This window comes from Acinetobacter sp. CY17 (assembly GCF_059515825.1).
Map to the genome: position 1 here is coordinate 208,049 of NZ_JCAKMX010000003.1, position 22,068 is coordinate 230,116.

The following is a 22,068-nucleotide window of genomic DNA, read 5'->3' on the forward strand; positions in this document are numbered from 1 at the left end:
CCAGAAAAAAAGCTATCTTAACATAAACTTGGTTTTGCTTTAAAAGCCAACTTGTTATGCTAGTTAAAAGTCAATCAGGATAAAAAACATGCGTCAATTTTTGGCTTATACGCTGTTAGTTGCTTTGCTAAGTCCGCAAGTCTGGGCAGAGAGTCCGTGGGCAGGCTATCGTGGAGTAGAGAAAAAAATCCAGCGCCCGATGCGCCCTAAACCACCACATCCAGCGCAGTGGCCACGTCCACAGCCGCATGTTTCTATTCAATATCAAGGCCCAACGACGGTGGTACAAAACACTCAAAGTTATAGTTTTGTCAATGGTCAGCCAGCCACGTCTTATATTCAAAGCTCCAACTATGTTTTTATTTCCGATTGGCAGCGTTTAGGTTTGCCTGCACCGCCAAGGGGTATGTATTGGATTTATGAAAATGGGCGTTATGCTTTAGTGCCGCAGCGTTAAGCCAATTCGTCATCTTGTGGGCGGGGCGTTTTGTCTTGCGGTAAAGCTTGTTCTTGTTCTTTATTGCGAATCACCGATGGGTAATGCCATGAAGCAAAGCGTACCACCAAAATGGCTGCAGCTAAAATTAAAATAGAACCTGTAATAATGACTAAATCCATGTCTGCTTTATGATCATGTTGAATGTCAGAAATGAGTAAGCGAGTTAAAGCAGTGATGGCGATATAAATTAAAAAACGTACGGGCATGTGGTTGGTTTTAAAGTAAATCCCTACCATGGCACCCAGTTCTAAATAAATGAATAACAGTAAAATATCATCAATTGCTGCATATTGTTTAACAGTTAAAATATCCCAAACTGTATGACCTGCGGACCAAATCACCATACAGCCAATAATAAACAAAGCACTATAATGAAAACCCTCAACAATCCGATTGCCAAATTGATCTAAATAGCGCTCTAGTGGATGTGATTTGGCCATGATGTTATCTCGCTGTTTTGAATATATTTACAAGAAAAATCATGCAATTTTTATGCACATTTCAGCAAAAAAATACCCGCATACAGCAGGTATTTTCTTAAGAGTGGTTTTTAAGCCTGACGAGTAAAGTATTCAGGGCTAAAGCTCATAATGACATCGGCACCTGATTTGATTTTACTGATGCGCATTGGGAGTTCAGGTAAAATGCGTTGCACAAAATAAATGGCAAGGGTGAGTTTGTCTTGGTAGAAATCGCCAGCTTTGCCCTGTGCTGCATGGGCAATACGTGCCAGCATATAACTAAAGCTGAGTAATCCAACAGCATGTAAATAATCCACTCCCACTGCATTGGCAAAGTTTGGATTTTCCTGAGCAGCTTCTAAAATAAATTGCGTCACCGATTCGAGTTCTGTTGCGGCATCTAAGGTGGCATCTTTAATAAAATTCAGCTCTGCATCGAGTTGATTAGCAAAATCACGAATTTCATCAATATAGTCAGTTAAGAATGCACCTTGGCATTTAATGGTTTTACGGCCAATTAAATCTTGGGATTGAATGCCATTGGTACCTTCATAAATTTGTGCAATACGTAAATCACGTACACATTGTTCCATACCCCATTCACGAATGTAACCATGCCCGCCAAAGCACATTTGTGCATCTAACACGGCTTGAAAAGCGGTATCGGTCAGATAGGCTTTGGCAATAGGAGTAAGTAGCGCAACACGCTCGTTGGCGGCTTTGACTGCTTCTGGGTTGTTAGAAAATTTAGTGATATCGAGTTGCTGCGCTACGTACACTGCAAAAGCGCGTGAAGCTTCGTTATTGACGCGTGCGTTGAGCAACATACGACGTACATCGGCATGTACTAAAATTGAATCAGCTGGTTTTCCAGGAGATTGAACTCCTTCGGCACTGCGCCCTTGCAAGCGATCTGTAGCATATTGTGCAGCATTTTGGTAGGCAAATTCAGAAGCGCCTAAACCTTGAATGCCCATTGATAAACGTTCGTAATTCATCATTACAAACATGGCGGCTAAGCCTTCATGTTCTTGACCGACAATAAAACCTTTGGAGCCGTCAAAATTCATCACACAAGTCGCGGAGCCTTTAATCCCCATTTTATGTTCGATGGAACCTGCTGCGACATGATTGCGTTCACCTAATGAACCATCGGCATTCACTAAAATTTTAGGTACAATAAACAAGGAGATACCACGTGAACCGGCAGGTGCATCTGGGGTCTTGGCCAAGACCAGATGAATAATATTTTCAGTTAAATCATGGTCGCCACCAGTAATAAAGATTTTAGTGCCAGTAATATTGTAAGAGCCGTCTGGATTTTTCTCGGCTTTGGTTTTAATGATACCTAAATCTGTACCAGCATGTGGCTCTGTTAAGCACATGGTCCCTGCCCATTCACCACTATACATTTTAGGTAAATAGGTTTGTTTTTGTTGTTGCGAGGCATAACTGTCTAAGGCTAAACCTGCGCCTACAGATAGAAGCGAATACAAGGTAAAAGCGGGATTGGTGGCAAACAGCATTTCATCGCTGAGCACAGTCAGCATTTTTGGCATGCCTTGACCGCCCCATTCTTCATCGGCACCTAAACCTAACCAGCCGCCTTGGGCATATTGTTCAAAGGCGGCTTTAAAGCCCTCAGGTGTCGTCACCACACCATCTTTAATTTGTGCACCTTGTTCATCACCTGTACGGTTTAAAGGTAATGTCACGTTTTGGCTAAATTTCGCCATTTCTTCTAAAATAGCTTCTGCGGTTGCCGTATCAATATGCGCAAGTTTTGGGTTGGCTTGCCAAAATGAAGCAGCATGAAAAACGTCATTGAGAATAAATTTCATATCTGCAAGTGGTGCATTATAAATTGGCATTATTGACTCACCTCGTTGTTGTATTTAATTGGTTTTGTACTTTTTATAAACAAAAGGGACGCCCATTGCAATGAGTGTCCCACTAAGTGTTAAGAAAAATCAGTTAGAAAGCAAAATGTTCAGCATCTAACTGCATTAATGATTCAGCACCGGTTTCAATTACGGCTATATGAGCGCGTACGCGTGGTAGCAATTTATTAAAGTAGAACTGCGCCGTGCTGATTTTTGCTTGATAAAAGGCAGTTTCTGTTGTGCCAGCAGCGAGTGCTTGCTGTGCAGTATACGCCATACGGGCCCAGTAATAGGCAAGTGTTACATAGCCAGCGAAGTGTAAATAGTCCACTGCCGCAGCACCGACTTCTTCAGGATTTTGCTGCGCACGCTCGGCAATTTCTTGCGTGACTTGAGTTAGATTTTGTGCCCATTTGGCAAGAGGGGTAATAAATTGTTGCATGCTTGAGTCATTTTGATGGGCTTGAATAAAGCTTTCAATGATGCTTGCAAAGTCTTCTAACAATTTACCTTTGGAACCCAAAACTTTACGCCCAATTAAGTCAATCGCTTGAATTTCAGTTGTGCCTTCGTATAGGCAGGCAATTCGGGTATCACGGACAATTTGTTCCATACCATGTTCAGCAATAAAGCCATGACCCCCAAATACTTGCACGCCTTTATTGGCAGCTTCATAGCCTGTTTCAGTTAAAAAGGCTTTGGCAATTGGAGTCAGTAGCGACAAAATATTGTCTGCTTTTTCACGTGTAGCAGCATCTTGTGCTTTTTCGACTACATCTGCATATTGGGCTAAATCATAAATTAAAGCACGACCACCTTCTGCAAAAGCCTTTTGGGTGAGCAACATATTACGCACCGCAGGATGCACAATAATAGGATCAGCGTCTTTTTCTGGTTCTTTAACCCCAGACAGTGAACGCATGGCTAAACGGTCTTTGGCATAGGCCAGCGCCCCTTGGAAGGAGCTTTCTGCAGCAGATAAGCCTTGTACTGCCGTACCAATACGTGCGGTATTCATAAAGGTAAACATGCAATTGAGACCACGATTTTCCGGTCCAATTAAGTAACCTTTGGCATGATCAAAATTGATCACACAAGTGGCATTACCATGAATGCCCATCTTATGTTCAATCGAACCACAACGAACGCCGTTGGCTTGACCATCAATCAGTTTAGGCACAATAAACAGCGAAATACCTTTAGTGCCTTTGGGTGCGCCGGGTAAACGTGCCAAGACAATATGGATAATATTCTCTGACATGTCATGCTCACCCGCAGAGATAAAGATTTTCTCACCGCTAATTGCATAACTGCCATCTGCATTGGGTTCAGCTTTGCTACGAATAATACCCAAATCAGAACCCGCATGTGCTTCGGTTAAACACATAGTCCCAGTCCACTCACCAGAAACCAATTTAGGTAAATAGGTGGCTTTTTGCTCATCTGAACCATGATGCTCTAGGGTACGTACAGCGCCATGTGACAAACCAGGATACATACCCCAAGCCCAGTTGGCGGTGCCCACCATTTCAGATACGGTAATGCCTAAGGAATTTGGTAAACCTTGGCCACCAAATTCAGGGTCGGCAGACAAAGAGGGAAAACCCAGTTCAATGTATTTTTGATAGGCTGCTTTAAAGCCCGTTGGTGTGGTCACAACACCATCGTTCCAGCGGCAGCCTTCTTGATCGCCTACTTGGTTTAAAGGCGATAATTCATGTTCACAGAAATCTGCAGCAGCTTGTAAATATTGGTCAATGAGCTCACGACTCACTGTATCCTGAAAGGCAGGCAAAGCAGCATAATGTTGCTCGGCATTTAATACTTCATGCAGTACAAATTGCATATCACGTAACGGCGCTTTGTATTGTGGCATCTGATTATTCTCCCTTGGTCAGGACCATCACTGGTGCTGATTGATATACTTTTAGATCTATAAATTTTGATTCTTTTATATACTGAGATTAAAAAATAGGGCTAGATGAAAGCATGACTCAAAAGTCAAAGAAAAAAATTGCAGCAGAGCTAAGTGACTTAATTTATAAAAATTTTAAGCTAAAAAAAGATCAGGTATAGTCAATTTAAGTGGCAGTTATGTAAAACAAAAAAAAGACGCTATTCAAGCGTCTTTTAAATTTAGCCTCGCTTTAAGCCACTTTGGTTTGCAGCTGCGGCTTAAATTTCAATTGGCATTGACCATTGATGGTCTGATCAGCAAATGTAATGTGTACGGCCTTACCTGCGCTTTGACCTTGGCAAGCAGTTTGGATCGCTTTTTGCTGCGCTTGGCGCTGTGCTAAACGTAAATCAAATTGTTTGACCATTTCAGCACGCTCGGCATCAGTCAGCACGCTGTTACGTGATTTTGGCTGAGACGCCTGCATTTTATAATGTGACTTTAAGGCTTTTTGACCACGTTCTGGCATAAACACCATCTCGCAACTGCCATTTAGCTGACGTTGACCAAGGGTTAAATTCACTGGGTCACCGACCTTTTTGCCTACACAGGCGTGTTGAGTCGCTTTATGCATACTGCGCATATGCTGATGCTTTGCCATACGACCATCTTGATGCTGTTTGAGCATACGTTCATGTTTTGGTTGTTGGACTTGCGTATTGGATTGACACGCGCTGAGTAGTAATGTTGCACAGACTGCGCTGCTTGCAATTGCGATTTTTTTCATCATTGTATTGTCCCTAAAACCCAGATTTTTGTGGGTTAAAGATTAAATAATAAAGATGAAGAAACAATGGAGAGTTTTTTAGTATGCTGTTGGGTACAATAGCTTTCTCCTGTTTAGAGAGCAGCCTGTGAACATTCGTCGCGTTCCCATTGCCTTACGCTTATTTCTCACCGTGTTACTTACGTCCTTACTGATTACGACAGTCAGTCTTGGGGTATTGCATTGGACTATGCAAAAAAACTTTGCCAAGTACGTAGCTGATGTGGAAATGCAAAAGCTTGATTTGTTGGTAAATAATTTAAGCGGTGTTTACAGTATGCATCATGATTGGGGCAATGCAATTCAAGCGCAAATTTTGCAAATTGAAGGCGAAGCTGGGCCTGAAGATTACGACCGTTTATCGCGCTGGTGGTTGCGTCGTCAGTATGATATTGCCCAGCAGCAACGTTATTTTGAAGAACATACTTTAATGAATGTAGCCGCAGCCGTGAATGGTACTGTAGCCAGTGAAAGTGTCATTGACCCTGAAGAGTTGCGCCGTATTGAGCTGAATTTACCCTCAGAATATGTGCCGTTTGAAGGTTTGAGTTTTCCACTCAATATCAGTAGTTTCCGTGGCGATCAAAAACAAAATAACGATGGTAAAAAGCAATTTATTTCTATGCCTGACCGTTTGGGTTTAGGCACGCGCTTAGGTTTATATGATGCTAAAAAGCAATTTATTGTCGGTGAGCCATCGCCTGCACAAACCTCATGGCGTCCAATAGTCGTTGATGAAAAAGTGGTGGGCTATTTAGCGCTCAAACCTGTTTTAGAGCAAGATGATGCCTTAAGTATTAACTTCTTTAGCAATCAAAAACGCTATTTATTTTTGATTTATGGCTTAAGTTTCTTGGCCAGTTTAATTGTGGCATTACTGCTTGCCACCTATTTTAAAACCCCAATTCAAAGGTTATTGCAGGGTACACGCGAGTTAACCAAAGGCAATTATCAACATCAAGTGATGGTCAATCGTAATGATGAACTAGGTGATTTATCCAAGCAACTCAATCAATTGGCTTCGATTTTAGATCAACATGAAACCTCACGCCGTCAGTGGGTTGCCGATACATCACATGAACTAAAAACACCTTTAGCTGTTTTACAGGCACAAATTGAAGCCATGCAAGATGGCATTCGTAAAGCAACGCCTGAACATTTAGACGCCATGCTACGTCAAGTGACCAGCTTAAAAAAACTCACCAAAGATTTAGCTGATTTAGCCCAAGCCGATGCGCAGCAGCTCAGTTGTTACTTTACCCAAGTTAATCCTTGGCAAGTGATTGAGCAAGAAGTAGAAAACTTTAAACCAAGTTTTGCTCAAGCCAATATTGACATCCATGCCGTTGGACAAGATGCCAGTTTACAATTAGACCCTGATCGTTTTAAACAAATTATGGTCAATTTAATTGGTAATAGCTTACGTTATACCGATGCAGGCGGTGAAGTGCAGATTCATAGCCATGACAGCCCAACCGAATGGACGGTTTACGTGGATGACAGTCCTTTGGGTCTGAGTGATGAGCAATTGGCGCGTCTAGGTGAACGCTTCTACCGAGTCGATGATTCACGCACTCGCGCCACCGGTGGTACAGGCTTAGGCTTGGCATTATCGCGCCAAATTGCACAGGCTTTAGGTGGTAGATTAACGTTTGAACATTCTCCTTTAGGTGGTTTGCGCTGCAAACTGACCTTTCCAAAAACATTGCACAATCAAGGATAACGCAACATGAAACATATTATGCTGGTGGAAGATGAGGTCGAACTCGCACAGTTGGTACGTGACTATTTAGAAGCAGCAGGCTTAGAAGTCAGTATGTTTCATGATGGTCAAGAAGCCTACGACAGCTTTTTACAACGTAAACCGCATTTAATGGTTTTAGATTTAATGGTGCCACGTATGGATGGTTTAACCATTTGTCGTAAAGTACGTGAACAATCAGATTTACCCATCATTATGACCACGGCACGTACTGAAGAAATTGACCGCGTGTTAGGTTTAAATATGGGTGCAGATGATTATGTATGTAAACCATTTAGCCCAAAAGAATTGGTGGCGCGGGTGCAAGCGGTGTTGCGCCGTTTAGACCGTAAAGCGGAGCCTGAACAAAATAGTTTATTCCGTATGGATAAAGGTCAACAGCGTATTTGGTATCAACAAAAACCACTGAACCTCACGCCAACAGAATTTCGTTTATTGGAACTATTTTTAGAGCATGTGGGACAAGTGTATTCGCGTGCACAATTGCTAGATCATATTAATCCAGACAGTTTTGATGTGGCCGATCGTGTCATTGACAGTCATATTAAAAACTTACGCCGTAAAATTTCTGATGCTGCGGAAACCGGTAATCGTCATGAATGGATTCAAGCAGTGTATGGGGTAGGCTACCGTTTTGAATATCCTGAAGATTAATTGATTCAGATTGAGCAGCATAAAAAGCGAATAGCCGAGCCTATTCGCTTTTTTATTATTTCACAACAAAATGTCATCACCCTCTGCCAGAGTTAAGGTTGTGTAAAGCACAACCTTGAATATACAGAATAAAAAATGCCAGATCTCAAGCGCTAAGAGAATCCTGAGTTTTAATCACTCAGTCTCTGATCAGTTCAGACTAGGTGAATGCAAATTCAGCCTATACAATTTAGTTTTGCTTGATATTGAGAGGGTGTTTTGCACCACGAAACGCCAAAACTACAGCGCCGTTTAAAGAATCGTCATATTCAACTCATCGCCATGGGCGGTGCGATTGGTACGGGACTTTTTTTAGGTTCTGCACATATTATCCAATCGGCAGGCCCATCGATTATTTTGGGCTATCTGATTGGCGGGTTGATTGCGTTTTTAATTATGCGCCAATTGGGCGAAATGATCGTGCACGAACCCGTCACAGGTTCGTTTAGTTATTTTGCTTTTAAATATTGGGGTAAGTTTTCAGGCTTTTTAACGGGTTGGAACTACTGGATTTTATATATTTTAGTGGCCATGACGGAACTGACTGCCATTGGTAAATATATTAATTATTGGTGGCCAGAGATTCCCGCGTGGGCATCAGTTTTATTTTTCTTTGTGTTGGTCACTGTCATGAATTTGGCCAATGTCAAGATTTATGGCGAGTCTGAGTTTTGGCTCTCTCTCATCAAAGTCCTCGCCATTCTTATGATGATTTTGTTTGGTGTGTATTTGCTATTCACTGCCGATGTCAACTCAGCAGCATCAATCAGCAATCTATGGGCACATGGTGGCTTTTTCCCCAATGGTTTTGAAGGGCTATTTTATATGTTGGCCTTTATGATGTTTGCTTTTGGTGGCATTGAGCTCATTAGTATGGCGGCAGCAGAAACCGAAAACCCAGATCACAATATTCCTAAAGCCGTCAATCAAACCGTGATTCGGGTGTTTTTATTTTATATTTGTTCGTTAGCCATTTTACTGTCTTTAGTACCCTGGAATCAGCTCAGTTTAGGCGATTTAGAGCACAGTCCTTTTGTGATGATTTTTAATTTAATCGGGATTGATTGGGCAGCACATTTACTCAACTTTATTATTTTAACCGCGTCACTTTCGGTCTGTAATAGTGGCATGTATGCCAATAGCCGTATGTTGTTAGGTCTTGCAGAGCAGGGCAATGCACCTCAAGTCTTTAAACGTGTAAATGACAAAGGTATTCCAGTTGCAGCGGTATTATTTTCTGCATTGCTGATTTTTGGCTGCGTATTGCTGAATTATTTTGTGCCTGAAAAAGCCTTGAGTTATTTAATTTATATTGTGGTCGCAGCGGCAGTGCTCAATTGGGTGATGATTAGCTTAATCCACTTAAAGTTTAGAAAGTCCATGCAACAACAAGGCATTCAATCTAAATTTCCCGCACTCTTTGCACCCTTAACCAACTATTTGGTTTTGGCCTTTATGGCGGTGATTTTATATGTGATGTGGATGCAAGGCTTTATGCTTTCGGTACTGATGTTACCGGTATGGATCGCTTTACTGTTTATCTTATTTAAAGTGTTTTATAAACAAAAAACTTAAATCAAAATGGACTCAATTGAGTCCATTTTTAATGATTTTTAACTTGAGCAACTCACTACCAATTCGGGTTGGTCACTTGGTAGAGGTGCTAAATCTTCAGCATGTTCTAAATCAGGCTGCTTGATAAACGGTGTGCTGAGTAAATCAAACAAACGCTCCACTTCTGAAAAATCATTGCCCTCAGCCAATTCAATCGCCTTTTGCGCCATGTGGTTGCGCAAAATATACTGTGGATTAACTTCAGTCATACGTTGATTTAACGCTGCAATATCTTGATGTTCACGAATACTTTGATATTGGCTTAAGAAACTTTCAAATTGACGACGATCCAAACAATCATCTAATAGCGCGGTGTAGTCTTGATTTTGCAGGCGAATAAAGCTTTGCGTGTAATCTAGTTGTTCACTTTGTAAAATGCGTAAAAATGCCATGGCACAGTCAAAACTGTCTTTATGGAAACTTGGTAAGCCCATTTTTTCCGCTAAACCCAACTTATAATGTTCTAAAAAGGTCGGTTCAAAGTGTTCTAAACAGGCAGCTAAATCGTGTTTCCATTGTGCTTTATCATAGTGATTTGGACATAAAGGCACTAAATTATTCAGCCATTGCCATAAATTCCAATGTCCCATGCTGGGTTGATTTTGGTAACTATAACGCCCTTGATGATCGGAATGATTGTTAATCCAGTGGGGGCGGAAACGCTCCATAAAACCAAATGGGCCAAAATCTAAGGTACTGCCAGTGATATTTAAGTTATCGGTATTCATCACGCCATGTGCAAAACCGACCAATTGCCAGTGACTGATCATCACCGCAGTACGCTGAATCACACGGGTGGCAAAGGCGAGGATGGGTTGCTCTGCATCAAGGCATTCAGGGTAATGCCATTCGATACATTTTTGTGTAAATTCAGGCAGTAAATCACCTTGATATTGATTAATCCATTCGAAATGCCCTAAACGAATATGACAATCTGAGGTGCGTAATAACATCGCACCACGTTCTAGTTTTTCGCGTTGCACCCCTTGATCTGAAGAAGTAAAACCTACCGCATTACTGGCAGCAATACCTAAACTGTTGAGTGCATGACCTGCTAAATATTCACGAATTGTCGAGCGTAGTACAGCACGGCCATCGCCCATACGTGAATACGGGGTCAAACCTGCACCTTTTAAATGTAGATCAACGGTTTTACCAGCTTGATCTAGGATTTGTGCAATGAGTAGCCCACGTCCATCACCTAGTTGTCCTGCCCATTGTCCAAATTGATGACCTGCATAGACCATGGCGAGCGGTTGAAACTCGCGAAAGGTTTTTTGCCCGCTACAAATCTCAACCCAATCAGCCTGTTCTTGTTCAGACCATTGTAATTGCTTGGCAAGGGCTGCATTAAAATGTCCAGCTTTGGCCCCATTTAAAGGCGCAGGCATTTGCTCATGATAGAGCTTAGAGGGAAGACTTGGATAACGGGAATTAAATTGCATAAACCAAAATACTCGTAGCTTGAACAGTCACTATAACAAACAAAGCCCCGAAATCGGGGCTTGTTGTATTAAGCAGCGCTATTCTTTTTAATGCTGCGCATAACGTGATTGAGTGCTTCACGATGCTGGGAGAGGCGTTGTTCGACCTGATGGAACTCAGCTTTAAGCTTGTCATCCATTTGGTGGATTTTTTCTGCCACAGCGGCTTTTTTATGTTGAATTTCTTGCTCTTTAAGCTTAGCCCAATCATTTAAAGTTTGGCTAAAGGCTTCGTATTCTTGCGAAATACGTTGTTTGGCCTGTGCCATATCTTCAGTCATGTTATGACCATAGACGGCTAGGTCTTGCTCTGCATATTTAAACTTCATCGCTAATTCTGCTTTTTTAATATTAAAGCTTGGAATACGACGTAAGTTTTTGGCTAAGCCCAATTTAGAGCAGCTCCAAATGAGCCATTTAGTTGGGTCATATTGCCACCATTTCACCCCGTTACGGTAGTCGTATTGGAAAATATGGTGATAGTTATGATAACCCTCGCCCCATGTGGCGACAGCTAAGAAGAAATTATCGCGCGCGGTGTTTTCGTCGGTATAAGGACGCGAACCCCACATATGGCACAGTGAGTTAATAAAGAAAGTCACATGATGGCTTAAAATTAAACGTACTAAACCACCTAACAGGACGACACCCCAAACATCACCTACCGCCCAACCGAGCGGCAGTAAAATCGCAGCATGTACCGCAATTACTAAAGGTACATAATATTTATGCTGGAACATCACGATTTTATCGTTCTGTAAATCAGGGGCATTTTTATAGTTAGGTTCTGCCGCAGGATAATCACGTAACATCCAACCCAAATGCGCATACCAAAAGCCGTTATTAATCGAATACGGATCTTTTTCCACATCATCTACATGACGGTGATGGGTACGATGGCCTGACCCCCAATACAAAATACTATTTTGTACCGCAAAGGTTCCCATTAACATTAAAATAATCTTTAATGGGGTGGTTGCCTCATAAGCACGGTGTGCCCATAAACGGTGGTAACCTGCCGTAATGCCTAAACTGCTGACGCCTAATAGCACGACCATACTGATCCATGCCGCAAGGCTAAAATCATGGTTGATGGCATATAAAGGAATGGCAATAACGGCAACAATTGGCAAAAAGACTAAAGCAAAAACGGCAACCCAGTTAATCGGGGCTTGGGGTAGGGGAGGATTCATCTCCAACAACGCTCCTAGGACCAGCGGCTCACCTAAATCGGTGCAGATGACAAGCATATTAGCATGAGCAAATAGGCAGACTCTAGTATTATTATACGTTTGTATTGTAGGAAACCGTAACAGAATATCAGCCCTGACTTATACTGAAAAAGCGACAGGGTGAAAGGCGTAGCTAAAAAAAGGATGATTATAAAATGTTGCAGTCTAAGTTTTTAAAAATAAATAGTTTTTTGTGTATTGGCTTGTTTTTGGTAGCGTGTCAAACTACGCCATCTGGCACAAAACCCCCCCCACATCTAAAGGCAGTCAGGAGCGCCCCCTTAAAGTAACTCGTAGTAGTGATGGCTTACAGGATATTACATGGCAAATTAAACAGATCCATGGCAAAGCTGCGCGCTTTTATGGGCAAATACCAAGTTTGAAACTCAACTCACAGTTGGGAGTGATTCAAGGTCATACAGGATGTAACGCGATTCACGGACGTTATGTACTGCAGGCGGCGCAAAAGCGCTTAGCATTAGATGCCAAAGCAGGCCATTACAGTTGCGATCAAGCATTGGCACAAGAAGCAGAACTTGCTGATGCTTTAGCCAGTGTGCGCCGTTATCAACTGAGTGGCCAGCAATTGCTATTGGTGGATGAGCGCGGGCGTAGTGTGATTGTGGCGCAAAAACCTTAACTCTATAGCCCTATTCAATAGGGCTTTTTTACAAGCTTAGAGTTGCTCTAACATCAATTTTGGATAGTCAGTAATCAGGCCTTGAACACCTAGATCACGCAGCTGTTTAGCGCGTTCAATCTCATTAACTGTCCACACACTGACGTTAAGATTGGCATGTTGTGTCGCTTGAATCAGTTCAGTCGTGGCTAATTCATTCATCCAGCCAATTTGGCAGCAACCTAAGCTTAATGCATCTTCAATGGCCTTTTCACCACGCGTATCTTCAATGAGTAAACCCCGTTTAAAGGTTGAGTTTTGCTGCTGCAAGGCGTGATGAATTTTATGGTCAAAACTGGTAATAATGGCGCTGTGTTCAAACCCTTGTAATTGTTGTTGTAAGGTTTGAGTGAGGTGCATAGCATGTTGTGCTGAGGCCACCGCTTTGACTTCTACTTCGATATGATCAAAGTTATAAATTACATTTAAGGTTTGTTGCAGCAGTGGAGTAGGTTCAAATTGATTCCAAGTTGACCAAGCCACTGCATGATTATACTGGGCTAAATCCGCAGCACTACACTCATAAAGATGTTTATCTTGTCCTGTAGTTCTGAGCATTTGATCGTCATGCATGACAATTAAGGCATGGTCTTTGAGTTGACGTACATCAAACTCTACGCCAAGAATGCCTAAATCTTGGATATATTGAAAGCCGCCGAGCGTATTTTCAGGTGCTTCACCACGCGCACCGCGATGACCAATTATGCGCATGTAAAACCTATCAAAATCTGTAGAAAGGACATGATAAACAAGAGACGTGACAAAAATGTGACGCTATTTTGCTCCGATCATTCTCAATTGCAAGAATGATCGGATGAAAGATCATCTATTTTTAAAGGTCAATTTAGATGCTTTCATTAATATTTTTTTGCCATAACATTTCGTGGCCACCAGTTTGTAACTGTAGGGTGCGTGATGCCACAAATAACCAATCAGAGAGACGATTGAGCAATTGCAAAGATGGTGCTTGAATATTTTGGTCGCGGTTATGTACGGCCATTAAGCGTCGTTCGGCACGGCGGCAAACGCTACGTGCCTGATGAGCATAACTACACACCAAGCTCCCCGCGGGTAAAATAAAGTCTTTGAGCATAGGGAGTGATTCATTCATGGCATCGATATCATGTTCTAGATATTCGATGGCAACAGGCTGTACTAAATTAAAGTTTGGAATACAGACTTCGCCGCCTAAATCAAATAACCAATGCTGAATTAAGCTGAGCGATTTATCCCATTTGGCCTTCTGCTCTTCAGTTAAATCACTCATGCCAATGTGTGAGCGCAGTACGCCAATACTTGAGTTAAGCTCATCGACATCCCCTAAGGCTTCAATACGCAAATCATCTTTGGCAACGCGTGAGCCATCGCCCAATCCTGTGGTGCCTGAATCGCCTGTACGGGTATAAATTTTACTTAAACGGTGACCCATGAGAGTTCCTTTATTTTTGAATGTTGAATTCAAGCATAATGCCATCGTACTGACATGATGCAAAATAGACTGCAATGCTGACTGAATATTGAAGCCAGTATTTAAATTAGTATTTAAACGTCACACCCATCGAGGCGACTCGTCCACCGCTGAGGTAGTAGTGACCATCATAGTTGCCTGGAGAAGCCGTTTTATAGTTGGCATCGCCTGCATTTTGGACGTTAAAGAACAATTTGGTATATGGATTGGCATGGTAGTAGCCATGTAAATCAATTTGCATATGACCTGGAATCATATCTTCATCATACGCACTACTGTCGGAACGGCTATTGGCGGTGAGTGTTGCCGAGAGTCCATAGACTTCATCAGCCAAACCTAACGATAAAGCCAGCTTTTGCCGTGGGCGACGGCTTAAGTCTTCACCAGAGGCATCATTGGTGGCTTTGTTATAGCTATAACTGGTTTTGGCAAACCATTGATCTTGATGAAAATGCAGATAAACTTCTGCGCCATCAATGGTTACTGCATCAATGTTGGCCAGTTTCCAATCATTGGCTGGGTCGCTGTCAATTAAGTGATCAATTTCGGTACGGTAGACCGATAAGCCACTGCGCCAAGCTGTATTGATTTGCCAATCTACCCCGAGTTCATAAGACAGGCTTTCTTCGGGCTTGAGTTCTGGGTTGGCATAATATCCATAATACAAGTCATTCATGGTTGGCGCTTTAAATGCCGAACCAATATTACTGTAGACACTGATATGGGGCTGGAAGAAGTAACGTACAGCCGCTTGTCCTACGGTATGTGTGCCATATTTTTGATTGTCTTCAACACGGACGCCAACTTGGGTTTTGAGCTTGTCCGTTTGCAATTGGTGCTGGACATAATAGCCTGTGCTGTCCAATTTTTCTTGGAACGAATCTGTTGGTTTACGGGTTTCGGTGTCTAAAGCCTTATGGTTCACACCTAATGTAAGGTTTTGATGTGAAGTCAGCTCTTGACGAAGACTGAGGTCATATTCATCAGACTCAAACCTGGTTTCTTCCGCCACATTGATTTGTGTTAACACATCTTTAAAATGCGATACACGAGCTTTAAGTTCAGTGTTGTCACTGGCTTGATAACGGGTGCTTAAGGTTGTGACTTGGTTTAAAAAGTTATGTGCACGTGGGCTATAAGTATAAGTGCTCCAACTATAGTCTTCGTACTGTGCACGACCTTCATTTTCAGAATGTTCAAGCGTGATATCGAAAGCATCACTGGCATATCCGAACTTGCCGGAAAAACCTTTTTGATCATAGCTGGCAGGTTCTGCACCTACATAATCAAAAATTTTGGTGCCGTCAGTTTCAAGGCGTTGACCACGCAGTTGCGCATAAAAACCATTGTTTACCGCATCAAGACCTAAAATGGTTTTATAAGTGCTATTTTCACCCACTTCAGCAGATACGAAAGCCGAATTTTTGGTTGGGGTTTTGGTGATCATTTGCACCACACCACCAATGGCATTGGTGCCATAGAGTACTGATGCTGGGCCTTTTAAAATCTCAATCTGTTTGATTTCAGTGGTATCAATAAAGCTATTTGAGGCAAGACCGCTGGCATCATTATTTAAACGCACACCATCACGCAGCACCAATGTATGGTCAGATTCCGTACCCCGCATAAATAAAGAGGCAATTTGACCATAACCACCAGATTGCACCATATTGATAGATGCATCGGTCATCATCAGTTGTGGAAAGGAGGCAATGGGTGATTGCTCAATCTCATCTACACCAATCACATTGATGCGTGCAGGCACGTCTTCAATCTGTTCTGCAGAACGTGTTGCGGTCACCACAATAGTATTAAGTTTGGCTTGCGCTGTTGGCGAAGTGTTGGCAAAACTTGAAGAAGAAAAACCCAACGCAAGTGCGATCGCACCAACTAAAGCGGTTGGCTGAAAATGAATAGACATGAGTGTTGCTCCATACATTCACCCCTCGTGAATGATTGAGTTACGGGGCATAGGTTTGGTATCCGGACTTAAATGTGCATTTGCTACATACCCACCTTCCCACATCTCATGCAGTGGTGTAAATCTGGTTGATTTATAAAGGTATGCTTTTCATTTTACCGTTGCGGGGGCAGTGTTGGTTTTGCACCAACTTCCCAAAACCCTATGCAATTGCGGCAGAGTATACGCACTGGACAAAGTCTAAACAATGTGGCTAGATAATTATCTGGATGAACTTTACGCAACATCGCAAAATTGCTTTACAATGCGGATTGTTAGAATTTATAGATTGGCTATAAATCAGGATGAGTTAAAGCCAGAACAAGATATGCGAACGCGTGCCAAAATCTGTGGAATCACCAGAAGCCAAGACATTCAAGCCGTTGTTGATAGCGGTGCTGATGCCATTGGTTTAGTGTTTTATCCACCGAGTCCTCGAAGTGTCACTATTGAGCAAGCTGCTGAATTGGCGACACATATTCCCGCCTATGTACAATTGGTTGGACTGTTTGTGAATGCCACGCTTGAAGAGATTCAAGCCACTTTACAACAGGTTCCACTCGACGTATTACAGTTTCATGGTGACGAAACGCCCGAGCAATGCCAAGCGATTGCAAAAGCAACAGGGCGACGTTGGTATAAAGCCATTCAGGTGAAGCCCGATATGGATCTAGAGACTCTGCTGGGCAGCTACCATGCGGTAGGGGCGAGTGCCATGTTATTAGATGCATGGCATCCAACTTTAAAAGGTGGCACAGGACAGGCATTTGACTGGTCAACTTTTCCAAAACTTGACCTTGCTTTAATCTTGGCAGGGGGCTTAAGCCCTGACAATGTTGCACACGCCATTGAAATCACCCGTGCTTATGCGGTGGATGTCAGCGGAGGCGTAGAATCCGCAAAAGGTATTAAAGACCGACAACTCATTGAACACTTTATGCAAGGAGTCCAACGTGGATCAGCAAAATAATGTGATTGACTATACCCAATTCCCCGACGCACGTGGGCATTTCGGTATCCATGGCGGACGTTTTGTGTCAGAAACTCTCATGGCTGCATTACAGGATTTAGAGCAACTCTATTTCCGTATGAAAGATGATGCGCAGTTTTTGGCAGAATTCGACCGTGATCTCGCCTACTATGTAGGTCGTCCTAGTCCTTTATATTATGCTGAACGATGGTCCAAGCACCTTGGCGGTGCGCAGATTTACTTAAAACGTGAAGACTTAAACCATACTGGTTCACATAAAGTGAATAACACCATTGGTCAGGCTTTATTGGCAAAACTGTCGGGTAAAAAGCGTATTATTGCAGAAACGGGTGCAGGTCAGCATGGTGTGGCAACCGCAACCATCGCAGCACGTTTAGGTCTAGAATGCGTGGTGTATATGGGCGCGGATGACGTGAAACGTCAAGCCATGAACGTGTATCGTATGCGTTTATTGGGTGCGACGGTTGTGCCTGTCGAAAGTGGCTCTAAGACCTTAAAAGATGCCATGAACGAGGCGATGCGTGATTGGGTCACCAATGTTGATTCAACCTATTACGTGATTGGTACAGTGGCAGGTCCACATCCATATCCGCAGTTGGTACGTGATTTCCAATCGATTATTGGTCGTGAAGCACGTCAACAAATTCAAGCACAAGCGGGTCGTTTGCCAGATGCTTTAGTGGCATGTGTAGGCGGTGGTTCAAATGCCATGGGCTTGTTCTACCCATTCTTAAACGATCAAGATGTGAAAATGTATGGCGTAGAAGCCGCAGGTCACGGTATTGAAACCGGTAAACATTCAGCCCCTTTAAATGCAGGTCATGTGGGTGTGTTGCACGGTAACCGCACTTACTTAATGTCAGATGCACAAGGTCAAATCATTGAAACACATTCAATTTCTGCAGGTCTAGATTATCCGGGTGTGGGTCCTGAACACAGTTTCTTAAAAGATATGAACCGTGTGCAGTACATGCCAATTAATGACCAAGAAGCCCTACAAGGTTTCCGTGATTTAACCCAAATTGAAGGCATTATTCCGGCGCTAGAAAGCTCACATGCCATGGCGTATGTCACTAAACTTGCGCCAACCATGTCGAAAGATCAAATTATTATTGCCACTGTCTCAGGTCGTGGTGATAAAGATCTCATGACCGTTGCCCGTATTGATGGCGTAGAAATGGTCGAAATGTAATTGCTCTAAAGTCCTCTCCTGTTTGGAGAGGCTTTAAGAGAGCTTAAAATAAAATCGCATTCAAGTAATTGGGTGCGATTTTTTATTTATAAAAATAATGTCTTAAAAAATTGAAGTGTTTAGGCGACAGGCTATATTGACTTGGTTATGATAATAAATTGATGTTGTCTAGGGATTGGATGTATGCCAAGTTTATTTATTGTCATGCTCGGTGGTCGCCATGCGCGTGCTAACACCGAAGTGCATGATGTGGTCTTAGCGGTCGGTGAAGACTTAAAAGATACTTATACGCAGCTCCAAACGGCTTGGTTTGGTGAACAAAAAGGCTTACATATTGATGCGTGGGCGCAAATTAATGGCATTGAATTTGAAGGTCAATCTTATCAAATCCAGTTCAGTGACGCAGCACCAAACCCAAGCGATGACAAGCTCTATCTGATTAATTTAGGCGGTTATAGTGCACATGAATTTGGCGAATTGCATCGTTATGTGTTGGTGGTGGCACAAAATGCCATAGTCGCTAAGCAACGTGGCAAAAATTATTTTGCGGCAAGTTGGCAAAAACAACACACCGATCGTGTGCTAGAGGTGGATGATTGTATTGCCATTGACCATGTGCATGGACGTTATGTGCAATTGGTGGCGGGTGATTTTAATGGCAATCGCTGGGAAAATACCTATTTGACCTTGTGAGGCTTAAACTGAACAGCAAAAGTGTGAGCTTCAACTCAAAGAAAAAATGCACTATGCTCTATGCAGCATAAATTTTATTGGCATAATACAGATCAACAGTATAGGTCTTTTAGCGAGTGGGAATAGATGGATCTAATTCAGTCCAATGGACAGCCACAGTATGGCCGTTTTGATGCGATTCCCACTCGGATCAATTATCAGCTATTTCAATACAAAAATGAGCAAGGGTTTGAACTGCTCGGTTGGCGTAAGCGTTTAAAATATAAAAAATTTAAATTTTGTAGCATTCAGCATCAGCACTATAGTATTGGTTTTGCGATCGCTGATTTGGCTTGGGCAGGTTACGGTCTAATTTATGTGTATGACCATCAAACTGGTGAAGTATTAGAATGGCAAGGTTCAACCTTACTAGCACGTAATACTCAGCTTGATGAACAACCGCTGTTTAACCATAGTCATTTTCAAAAATCACCGTTTGAATTGACCATTGATCATGCCCACGGCGTACGTTATTTACGTGCCAGTAAATATGGTGAAGTTAAACTCAGCGCACGCATCTTTTGTGCAGGTACAGATCCACTAAGTACCTGTATTCCCGTGGCTAAAAATGGTTGGCTATATAGCCAAAAGCTTACTACCTTAGGCTGCGAAGGGCATTTTGTTGATAAAAAAGGCAAAATGATTCAATTTGATGCGAAAACTTTTGCCAGCTTAGACGACACGTGTGGCTTTTTTAAGCCGGAAACCAGTTGGTTTTGGTTGAGCTGTAATTTCTGGCTCAATGGGCAACATCGTGTTGGTTTGAATTTAGCCGCAGGTGATCATAGCCAAACTGAAAATAGTTTGTGGCTCGATGGCGTGATTTATCCATTGGCTGAAGTCATGTTTGAGCAGTTAGATGCAAAGCAATGGCGGGTACGTTCTATAGATGGGCAGGTGGATTTAATCATTTACCCACAGTGGGCACGTAGCGAAAAATTTAATTTCCGTTTTAGTGGCAGCCAATTTCAACAATGGCAGAGTAAAATTAGTGGCTCAATTCGCTTGGCAGAACGTGTATTAGAATGGGATGCTGAATATGGCATTTTTGAGCAGCATGCACGTAAACTATAAGTGCTATGCAAAAAAAGCGACCCTAAGGTCGCTTTTTTGAATGCTTAAACAGCTTAAGCTTTAAGGCGTGGATAACGCATTACAATCGCTATGATGGCCATCACGGCCAATACCCAGCAGTAATACACGCTGCTAATCAGCTCTACGGGTGACATTTTGGCAATTGAGCAGGCCAATAATAATTGCGCACCATAGGGGATTAAACCTTGAATCACACAAGAGAAAATATCCATGAGGGCTGCTGCGCGTTTTGGGTCAACGCCATATTCTTTTGCCACTTCACGTGCCATATCGCCCGATAAAATAATCGCAACAGTGTTATTGGCCACAAATAAATTTGAGAAAATCACCAAGAAACTAATGCCAATTTCCCCTGCACGTTGACGCCCGACTTTCAATAAGCGGGTAATAGCATAAATGCGTTCAATCAGCCACTGTAGACCACCCTCACGTTGCATGATGGCAGATAAACCGCCTAAGAACATCGACAACAATGCCACTTCAAACATGCCTACAAAGCCATCGTAAACAGCAGTATTGATTTTAAAAATATCCAGCTCAGGTGTCACCCATAATCCCATTAAAGCTGACAGCAATACACCGATGGTTAAAACACCCAATACATGTAAACGACTAAATGCTAAAATAAAAACCGCCACATAAGGCAGAATAAGCCATGCATTAAAATCTTGATAACTGATGGCTTTAGAAGAGTTGGTGAGTAAAAAGTAAATCACGACTGTGGCAAGCGCTGCAGGGACTGCAATCCAGACATTGACACGGAATTTATCGCGCAGTTGTACTTTTTGACTACTGGTGGCGGCAATGGTGGTATCCGAAATCATTGAGAGATTGTCACCAAACATCGCACCACCGACCACCGCACCAATGGCATATACTGCTGCAATGTCCGTGGCTTGGGAGAAACCAAAGGCAATTGGGGCACAGGCGGCAATGGTGCCCATAGAGGTGCCCATGGCCGTGGCAATAAAGGCTGAAATTAAAAACAGCATCGGCAGTACAAAGCTAGGTGGAATAATGGACAAACCCAGCTGTACCGTGGCATCTACACTGCCAATGGAGGAGCTCACGCTGGCAAAAGCACCGGCCAGCATAAACACCATAAACATTAAAATTAAATTAGGGTGACTGGCGCCTTTTAAAAACGCCTCAATGCCGTCATTGAGCCTGCCGCGATAGAGTACAACCGCCAAAATCACTGCAGGAATTGCAGCAACGGGTGCTTTCATTTGATAAAAGGCAAACTCAGTGCCAATAAGGGTGTGATAAATACCGCTGCCTAAAAAAATGGCTAAAAAAACAATAAGCGGCAATAGCGCAAGCATGCGTGCTTGCACTTTCTGAGCTGCATCGGAAGTCATAGGGAGATAAAAAATATACAAGAATATGCCTAGTATAATGCAGCTTTTGCAATTTAGGCCAAGTTTAAATGTAAATGCTAACTTGGCTTTTTATATCAAATTTTTAAAAATTAAACTAAGTTGGTCTAATTCAAGACAATTTTTTTAAAGCCAAAATTAGGAATCTTTGATCATTGAGAAAAAAAAGCAAATATTAGTAAATGTAGGGCATAGGTTTGTTCTGATTTAAACCCGCAAAC

General features: G+C 42.5%; 19 protein-coding genes and 1 riboswitch. Of the genes, 9 read left to right on the forward strand and 10 right to left on the reverse strand.

What is annotated here, in order from left to right; all coding sequences use genetic code 11:
* Positions 1-88: 88 nt before the first annotated feature.
* Complete coding sequence (locus AC5YCI_RS03820) at positions 89-457, forward strand: RcnB family protein (protein WP_496128963.1); 369 nt, start codon at positions 89-91, stop codon at positions 455-457.
* Here AC5YCI_RS03820 and AC5YCI_RS03825 read toward each other — a convergent pair.
* From AC5YCI_RS03825 to AC5YCI_RS03840, 4 genes are all read right to left on the reverse strand, one after another.
* A complete protein-coding gene (locus AC5YCI_RS03825; RefSeq protein WP_496128964.1) occupies positions 454-939 on the reverse strand; it encodes a phosphate-starvation-inducible protein PsiE in 486 nt (161 codons plus the stop codon). The two genes, AC5YCI_RS03820 and AC5YCI_RS03825, sit on opposite strands and share 4 nt — an antisense overlap.
* A gap of 110 nt (positions 940-1,049) precedes the next feature.
* On the reverse strand, positions 1,050-2,831 hold the full coding sequence (locus tag AC5YCI_RS03830; protein WP_496128965.1) for an acyl-CoA dehydrogenase C-terminal domain-containing protein: 1,782 nt from the start codon (positions 2,829-2,831) through the stop codon (positions 1,050-1,052).
* 103 nt (positions 2,832-2,934) lie between these two features.
* A complete protein-coding gene (locus AC5YCI_RS03835; RefSeq protein WP_496128966.1) occupies positions 2,935-4,719 on the reverse strand; it encodes an acyl-CoA dehydrogenase C-terminal domain-containing protein in 1,785 nt (594 codons plus the stop codon).
* A 271-nt stretch (positions 4,720-4,990) separates the two neighbouring features.
* Positions 4,991-5,530: a hypothetical protein gene (locus tag AC5YCI_RS03840; RefSeq protein WP_496128967.1), complete on the reverse strand. Its 540-nt coding sequence runs from the start codon at positions 5,528-5,530 to the stop codon at positions 4,991-4,993.
* 124 nt (positions 5,531-5,654) lie between these two features.
* Between AC5YCI_RS03840 and baeS the strand changes: the two genes are divergently transcribed.
* From baeS to AC5YCI_RS03855, 3 genes are all read left to right on the forward strand, one after another.
* Entirely contained in the window at positions 5,655-7,289 is a 1,635-nt protein-coding gene (gene baeS, locus AC5YCI_RS03845) for a sensor histidine kinase efflux regulator BaeS (protein ID WP_496128968.1), read from the forward strand.
* Positions 7,290-7,295: 6 nt separating this feature from the next.
* On the forward strand, positions 7,296-7,982 hold the full coding sequence (locus AC5YCI_RS03850) for a response regulator (RefSeq protein ID WP_496128969.1): 687 nt from the start codon (positions 7,296-7,298) through the stop codon (positions 7,980-7,982).
* A 258-nt stretch (positions 7,983-8,240) separates the two neighbouring features.
* Positions 8,241-9,596 (forward strand): amino acid permease, encoded by a 1,356-nt coding sequence (locus AC5YCI_RS03855; protein WP_496128970.1) that lies wholly within the window; start codon positions 8,241-8,243, stop codon positions 9,594-9,596.
* 38 nt (positions 9,597-9,634) lie between these two features.
* On the opposite strand, the gene AC5YCI_RS03860 is transcribed toward AC5YCI_RS03855, so the two are convergent.
* Both AC5YCI_RS03860 and AC5YCI_RS03865 read right to left on the reverse strand, forming a co-directional pair.
* Positions 9,635-11,080, reverse strand: a complete 1,446-nt coding sequence (locus AC5YCI_RS03860; protein WP_496128971.1) for a protein adenylyltransferase SelO — start codon at positions 11,078-11,080, stop codon at positions 9,635-9,637.
* A 68-nt stretch (positions 11,081-11,148) separates the two neighbouring features.
* Entirely contained in the window at positions 11,149-12,312 is a 1,164-nt protein-coding gene (locus AC5YCI_RS03865; RefSeq protein ID WP_496128997.1) for an acyl-CoA desaturase, read from the reverse strand.
* A 256-nt stretch (positions 12,313-12,568) separates the two neighbouring features.
* Between AC5YCI_RS03865 and AC5YCI_RS03870 the strand changes: the two genes are divergently transcribed.
* Positions 12,569-12,991 (forward strand): META domain-containing protein, encoded by a 423-nt coding sequence (locus AC5YCI_RS03870; protein WP_496175254.1) that lies wholly within the window; start codon positions 12,569-12,571, stop codon positions 12,989-12,991.
* 36 nt (positions 12,992-13,027) lie between these two features.
* Here the strand turns inward: AC5YCI_RS03870 and AC5YCI_RS03875 are convergent, their stop codons facing one another.
* The 3 genes from AC5YCI_RS03875 to AC5YCI_RS03885 form a co-directional block, all read right to left on the reverse strand.
* Positions 13,028-13,741 carry a glycerophosphodiester phosphodiesterase gene (locus AC5YCI_RS03875; protein WP_496128973.1) on the reverse strand — a complete coding sequence of 238 codons (714 nt, stop codon included), beginning with the start codon at positions 13,739-13,741 and terminating at the stop codon, positions 13,028-13,030.
* A 133-nt stretch (positions 13,742-13,874) separates the two neighbouring features.
* On the reverse strand, positions 13,875-14,459 hold the full coding sequence (locus AC5YCI_RS03880) for a cob(I)yrinic acid a,c-diamide adenosyltransferase (protein WP_496175255.1): 585 nt from the start codon (positions 14,457-14,459) through the stop codon (positions 13,875-13,877).
* Positions 14,460-14,565: 106 nt separating this feature from the next.
* Positions 14,566-16,419: a TonB-dependent receptor plug domain-containing protein gene (locus AC5YCI_RS03885; protein ID WP_496175256.1), complete on the reverse strand. Its 1,854-nt coding sequence runs from the start codon at positions 16,417-16,419 to the stop codon at positions 14,566-14,568.
* Between the two features lie 35 nt (positions 16,420-16,454).
* Positions 16,455-16,658: riboswitch (cobalamin riboswitch) on the reverse strand.
* Positions 16,659-16,786: 128 nt separating this feature from the next.
* Between AC5YCI_RS03885 and AC5YCI_RS03890 the strand changes: the two genes are divergently transcribed.
* The 4 genes from AC5YCI_RS03890 to AC5YCI_RS03905 all read left to right on the forward strand — a co-directional run bounded on the left by AC5YCI_RS03890 (position 16,787) and on the right by AC5YCI_RS03905 (position 20,447).
* The gene (locus AC5YCI_RS03890) at positions 16,787-17,428 is read left to right on the forward strand and encodes a phosphoribosylanthranilate isomerase (RefSeq protein ID WP_496128998.1); all 642 of its coding nucleotides are present in this window, start codon (positions 16,787-16,789) and stop codon (positions 17,426-17,428) included.
* Positions 17,412-18,641, forward strand: coding sequence for a tryptophan synthase subunit beta (gene trpB, locus AC5YCI_RS03895; protein WP_496128976.1), 1,230 nt, complete (start codon positions 17,412-17,414; stop codon positions 18,639-18,641). The genes AC5YCI_RS03890 and trpB overlap by 17 nt, the downstream gene beginning before the upstream one ends.
* 183 nt (positions 18,642-18,824) lie before the next feature.
* Complete coding sequence (locus tag AC5YCI_RS03900; protein WP_496128977.1) at positions 18,825-19,334, forward strand: DUF1543 domain-containing protein; 510 nt, start codon at positions 18,825-18,827, stop codon at positions 19,332-19,334.
* Between the two features lie 126 nt (positions 19,335-19,460).
* Positions 19,461-20,447 (forward strand): DUF2804 domain-containing protein, encoded by a 987-nt coding sequence (locus AC5YCI_RS03905; protein WP_496128978.1) that lies wholly within the window; start codon positions 19,461-19,463, stop codon positions 20,445-20,447.
* A 53-nt stretch (positions 20,448-20,500) separates the two neighbouring features.
* Here the strand turns inward: AC5YCI_RS03905 and AC5YCI_RS03910 are convergent, their stop codons facing one another.
* A complete protein-coding gene (locus AC5YCI_RS03910; RefSeq protein WP_496128979.1) occupies positions 20,501-21,829 on the reverse strand; it encodes a Na+/H+ antiporter NhaC family protein in 1,329 nt (442 codons plus the stop codon).
* Positions 21,830-22,068 lie beyond the last annotated feature (239 nt).

Bases quoted from the DNA above. Each gene is read 5' to 3' on its own strand.
- AC5YCI_RS03900 (WP_496128977.1), top strand. From the start codon at position 18,825: ATGCCAAGTTTATTTATTGTCATGCTCGGTGGTCGCCATGCGCGTGCT.
- AC5YCI_RS03850 (WP_496128969.1), top strand. From the start codon at position 7,296: ATGAAACATATTATGCTGGTGGAAGATGAGGTCGAACTCGCACAGTTG.
- AC5YCI_RS03875 (WP_496128973.1), bottom strand. From the start codon at position 13,741: ATGCGCATAATTGGTCATCGCGGTGCGCGTGGTGAAGCACCTGAAAAT.
- AC5YCI_RS03890 (WP_496128998.1), top strand. From the start codon at position 16,787: ATGCGAACGCGTGCCAAAATCTGTGGAATCACCAGAAGCCAAGACATT.
- AC5YCI_RS03825 (WP_496128964.1), bottom strand. From the start codon at position 939: ATGGCCAAATCACATCCACTAGAGCGCTATTTAGATCAATTTGGCAAT.
- AC5YCI_RS03880 (WP_496175255.1), bottom strand. From the start codon at position 14,459: ATGGGTCACCGTTTAAGTAAAATTTATACCCGTACAGGCGATTCAGGC.
- AC5YCI_RS03865 (WP_496128997.1), bottom strand. From the start codon at position 12,312: ATGAATCCTCCCCTACCCCAAGCCCCGATTAACTGGGTTGCCGTTTTT.
- AC5YCI_RS03830 (WP_496128965.1), bottom strand. From the start codon at position 2,831: ATGCCAATTTATAATGCACCACTTGCAGATATGAAATTTATTCTCAAT.
- AC5YCI_RS03905 (WP_496128978.1), top strand. From the start codon at position 19,461: ATGGATCTAATTCAGTCCAATGGACAGCCACAGTATGGCCGTTTTGAT.
- AC5YCI_RS03885 (WP_496175256.1), bottom strand. From the start codon at position 16,419: ATGTCTATTCATTTTCAGCCAACCGCTTTAGTTGGTGCGATCGCACTT.
- AC5YCI_RS03835 (WP_496128966.1), bottom strand. From the start codon at position 4,719: ATGCCACAATACAAAGCGCCGTTACGTGATATGCAATTTGTACTGCAT.
- AC5YCI_RS03840 (WP_496128967.1), bottom strand. From the start codon at position 5,530: ATGATGAAAAAAATCGCAATTGCAAGCAGCGCAGTCTGTGCAACATTA.
- AC5YCI_RS03910 (WP_496128979.1), bottom strand. From the start codon at position 21,829: ATGACTTCCGATGCAGCTCAGAAAGTGCAAGCACGCATGCTTGCGCTA.
- AC5YCI_RS03820 (WP_496128963.1), top strand. From the start codon at position 89: ATGCGTCAATTTTTGGCTTATACGCTGTTAGTTGCTTTGCTAAGTCCG.
- AC5YCI_RS03860 (WP_496128971.1), bottom strand. From the start codon at position 11,080: ATGCAATTTAATTCCCGTTATCCAAGTCTTCCCTCTAAGCTCTATCAT.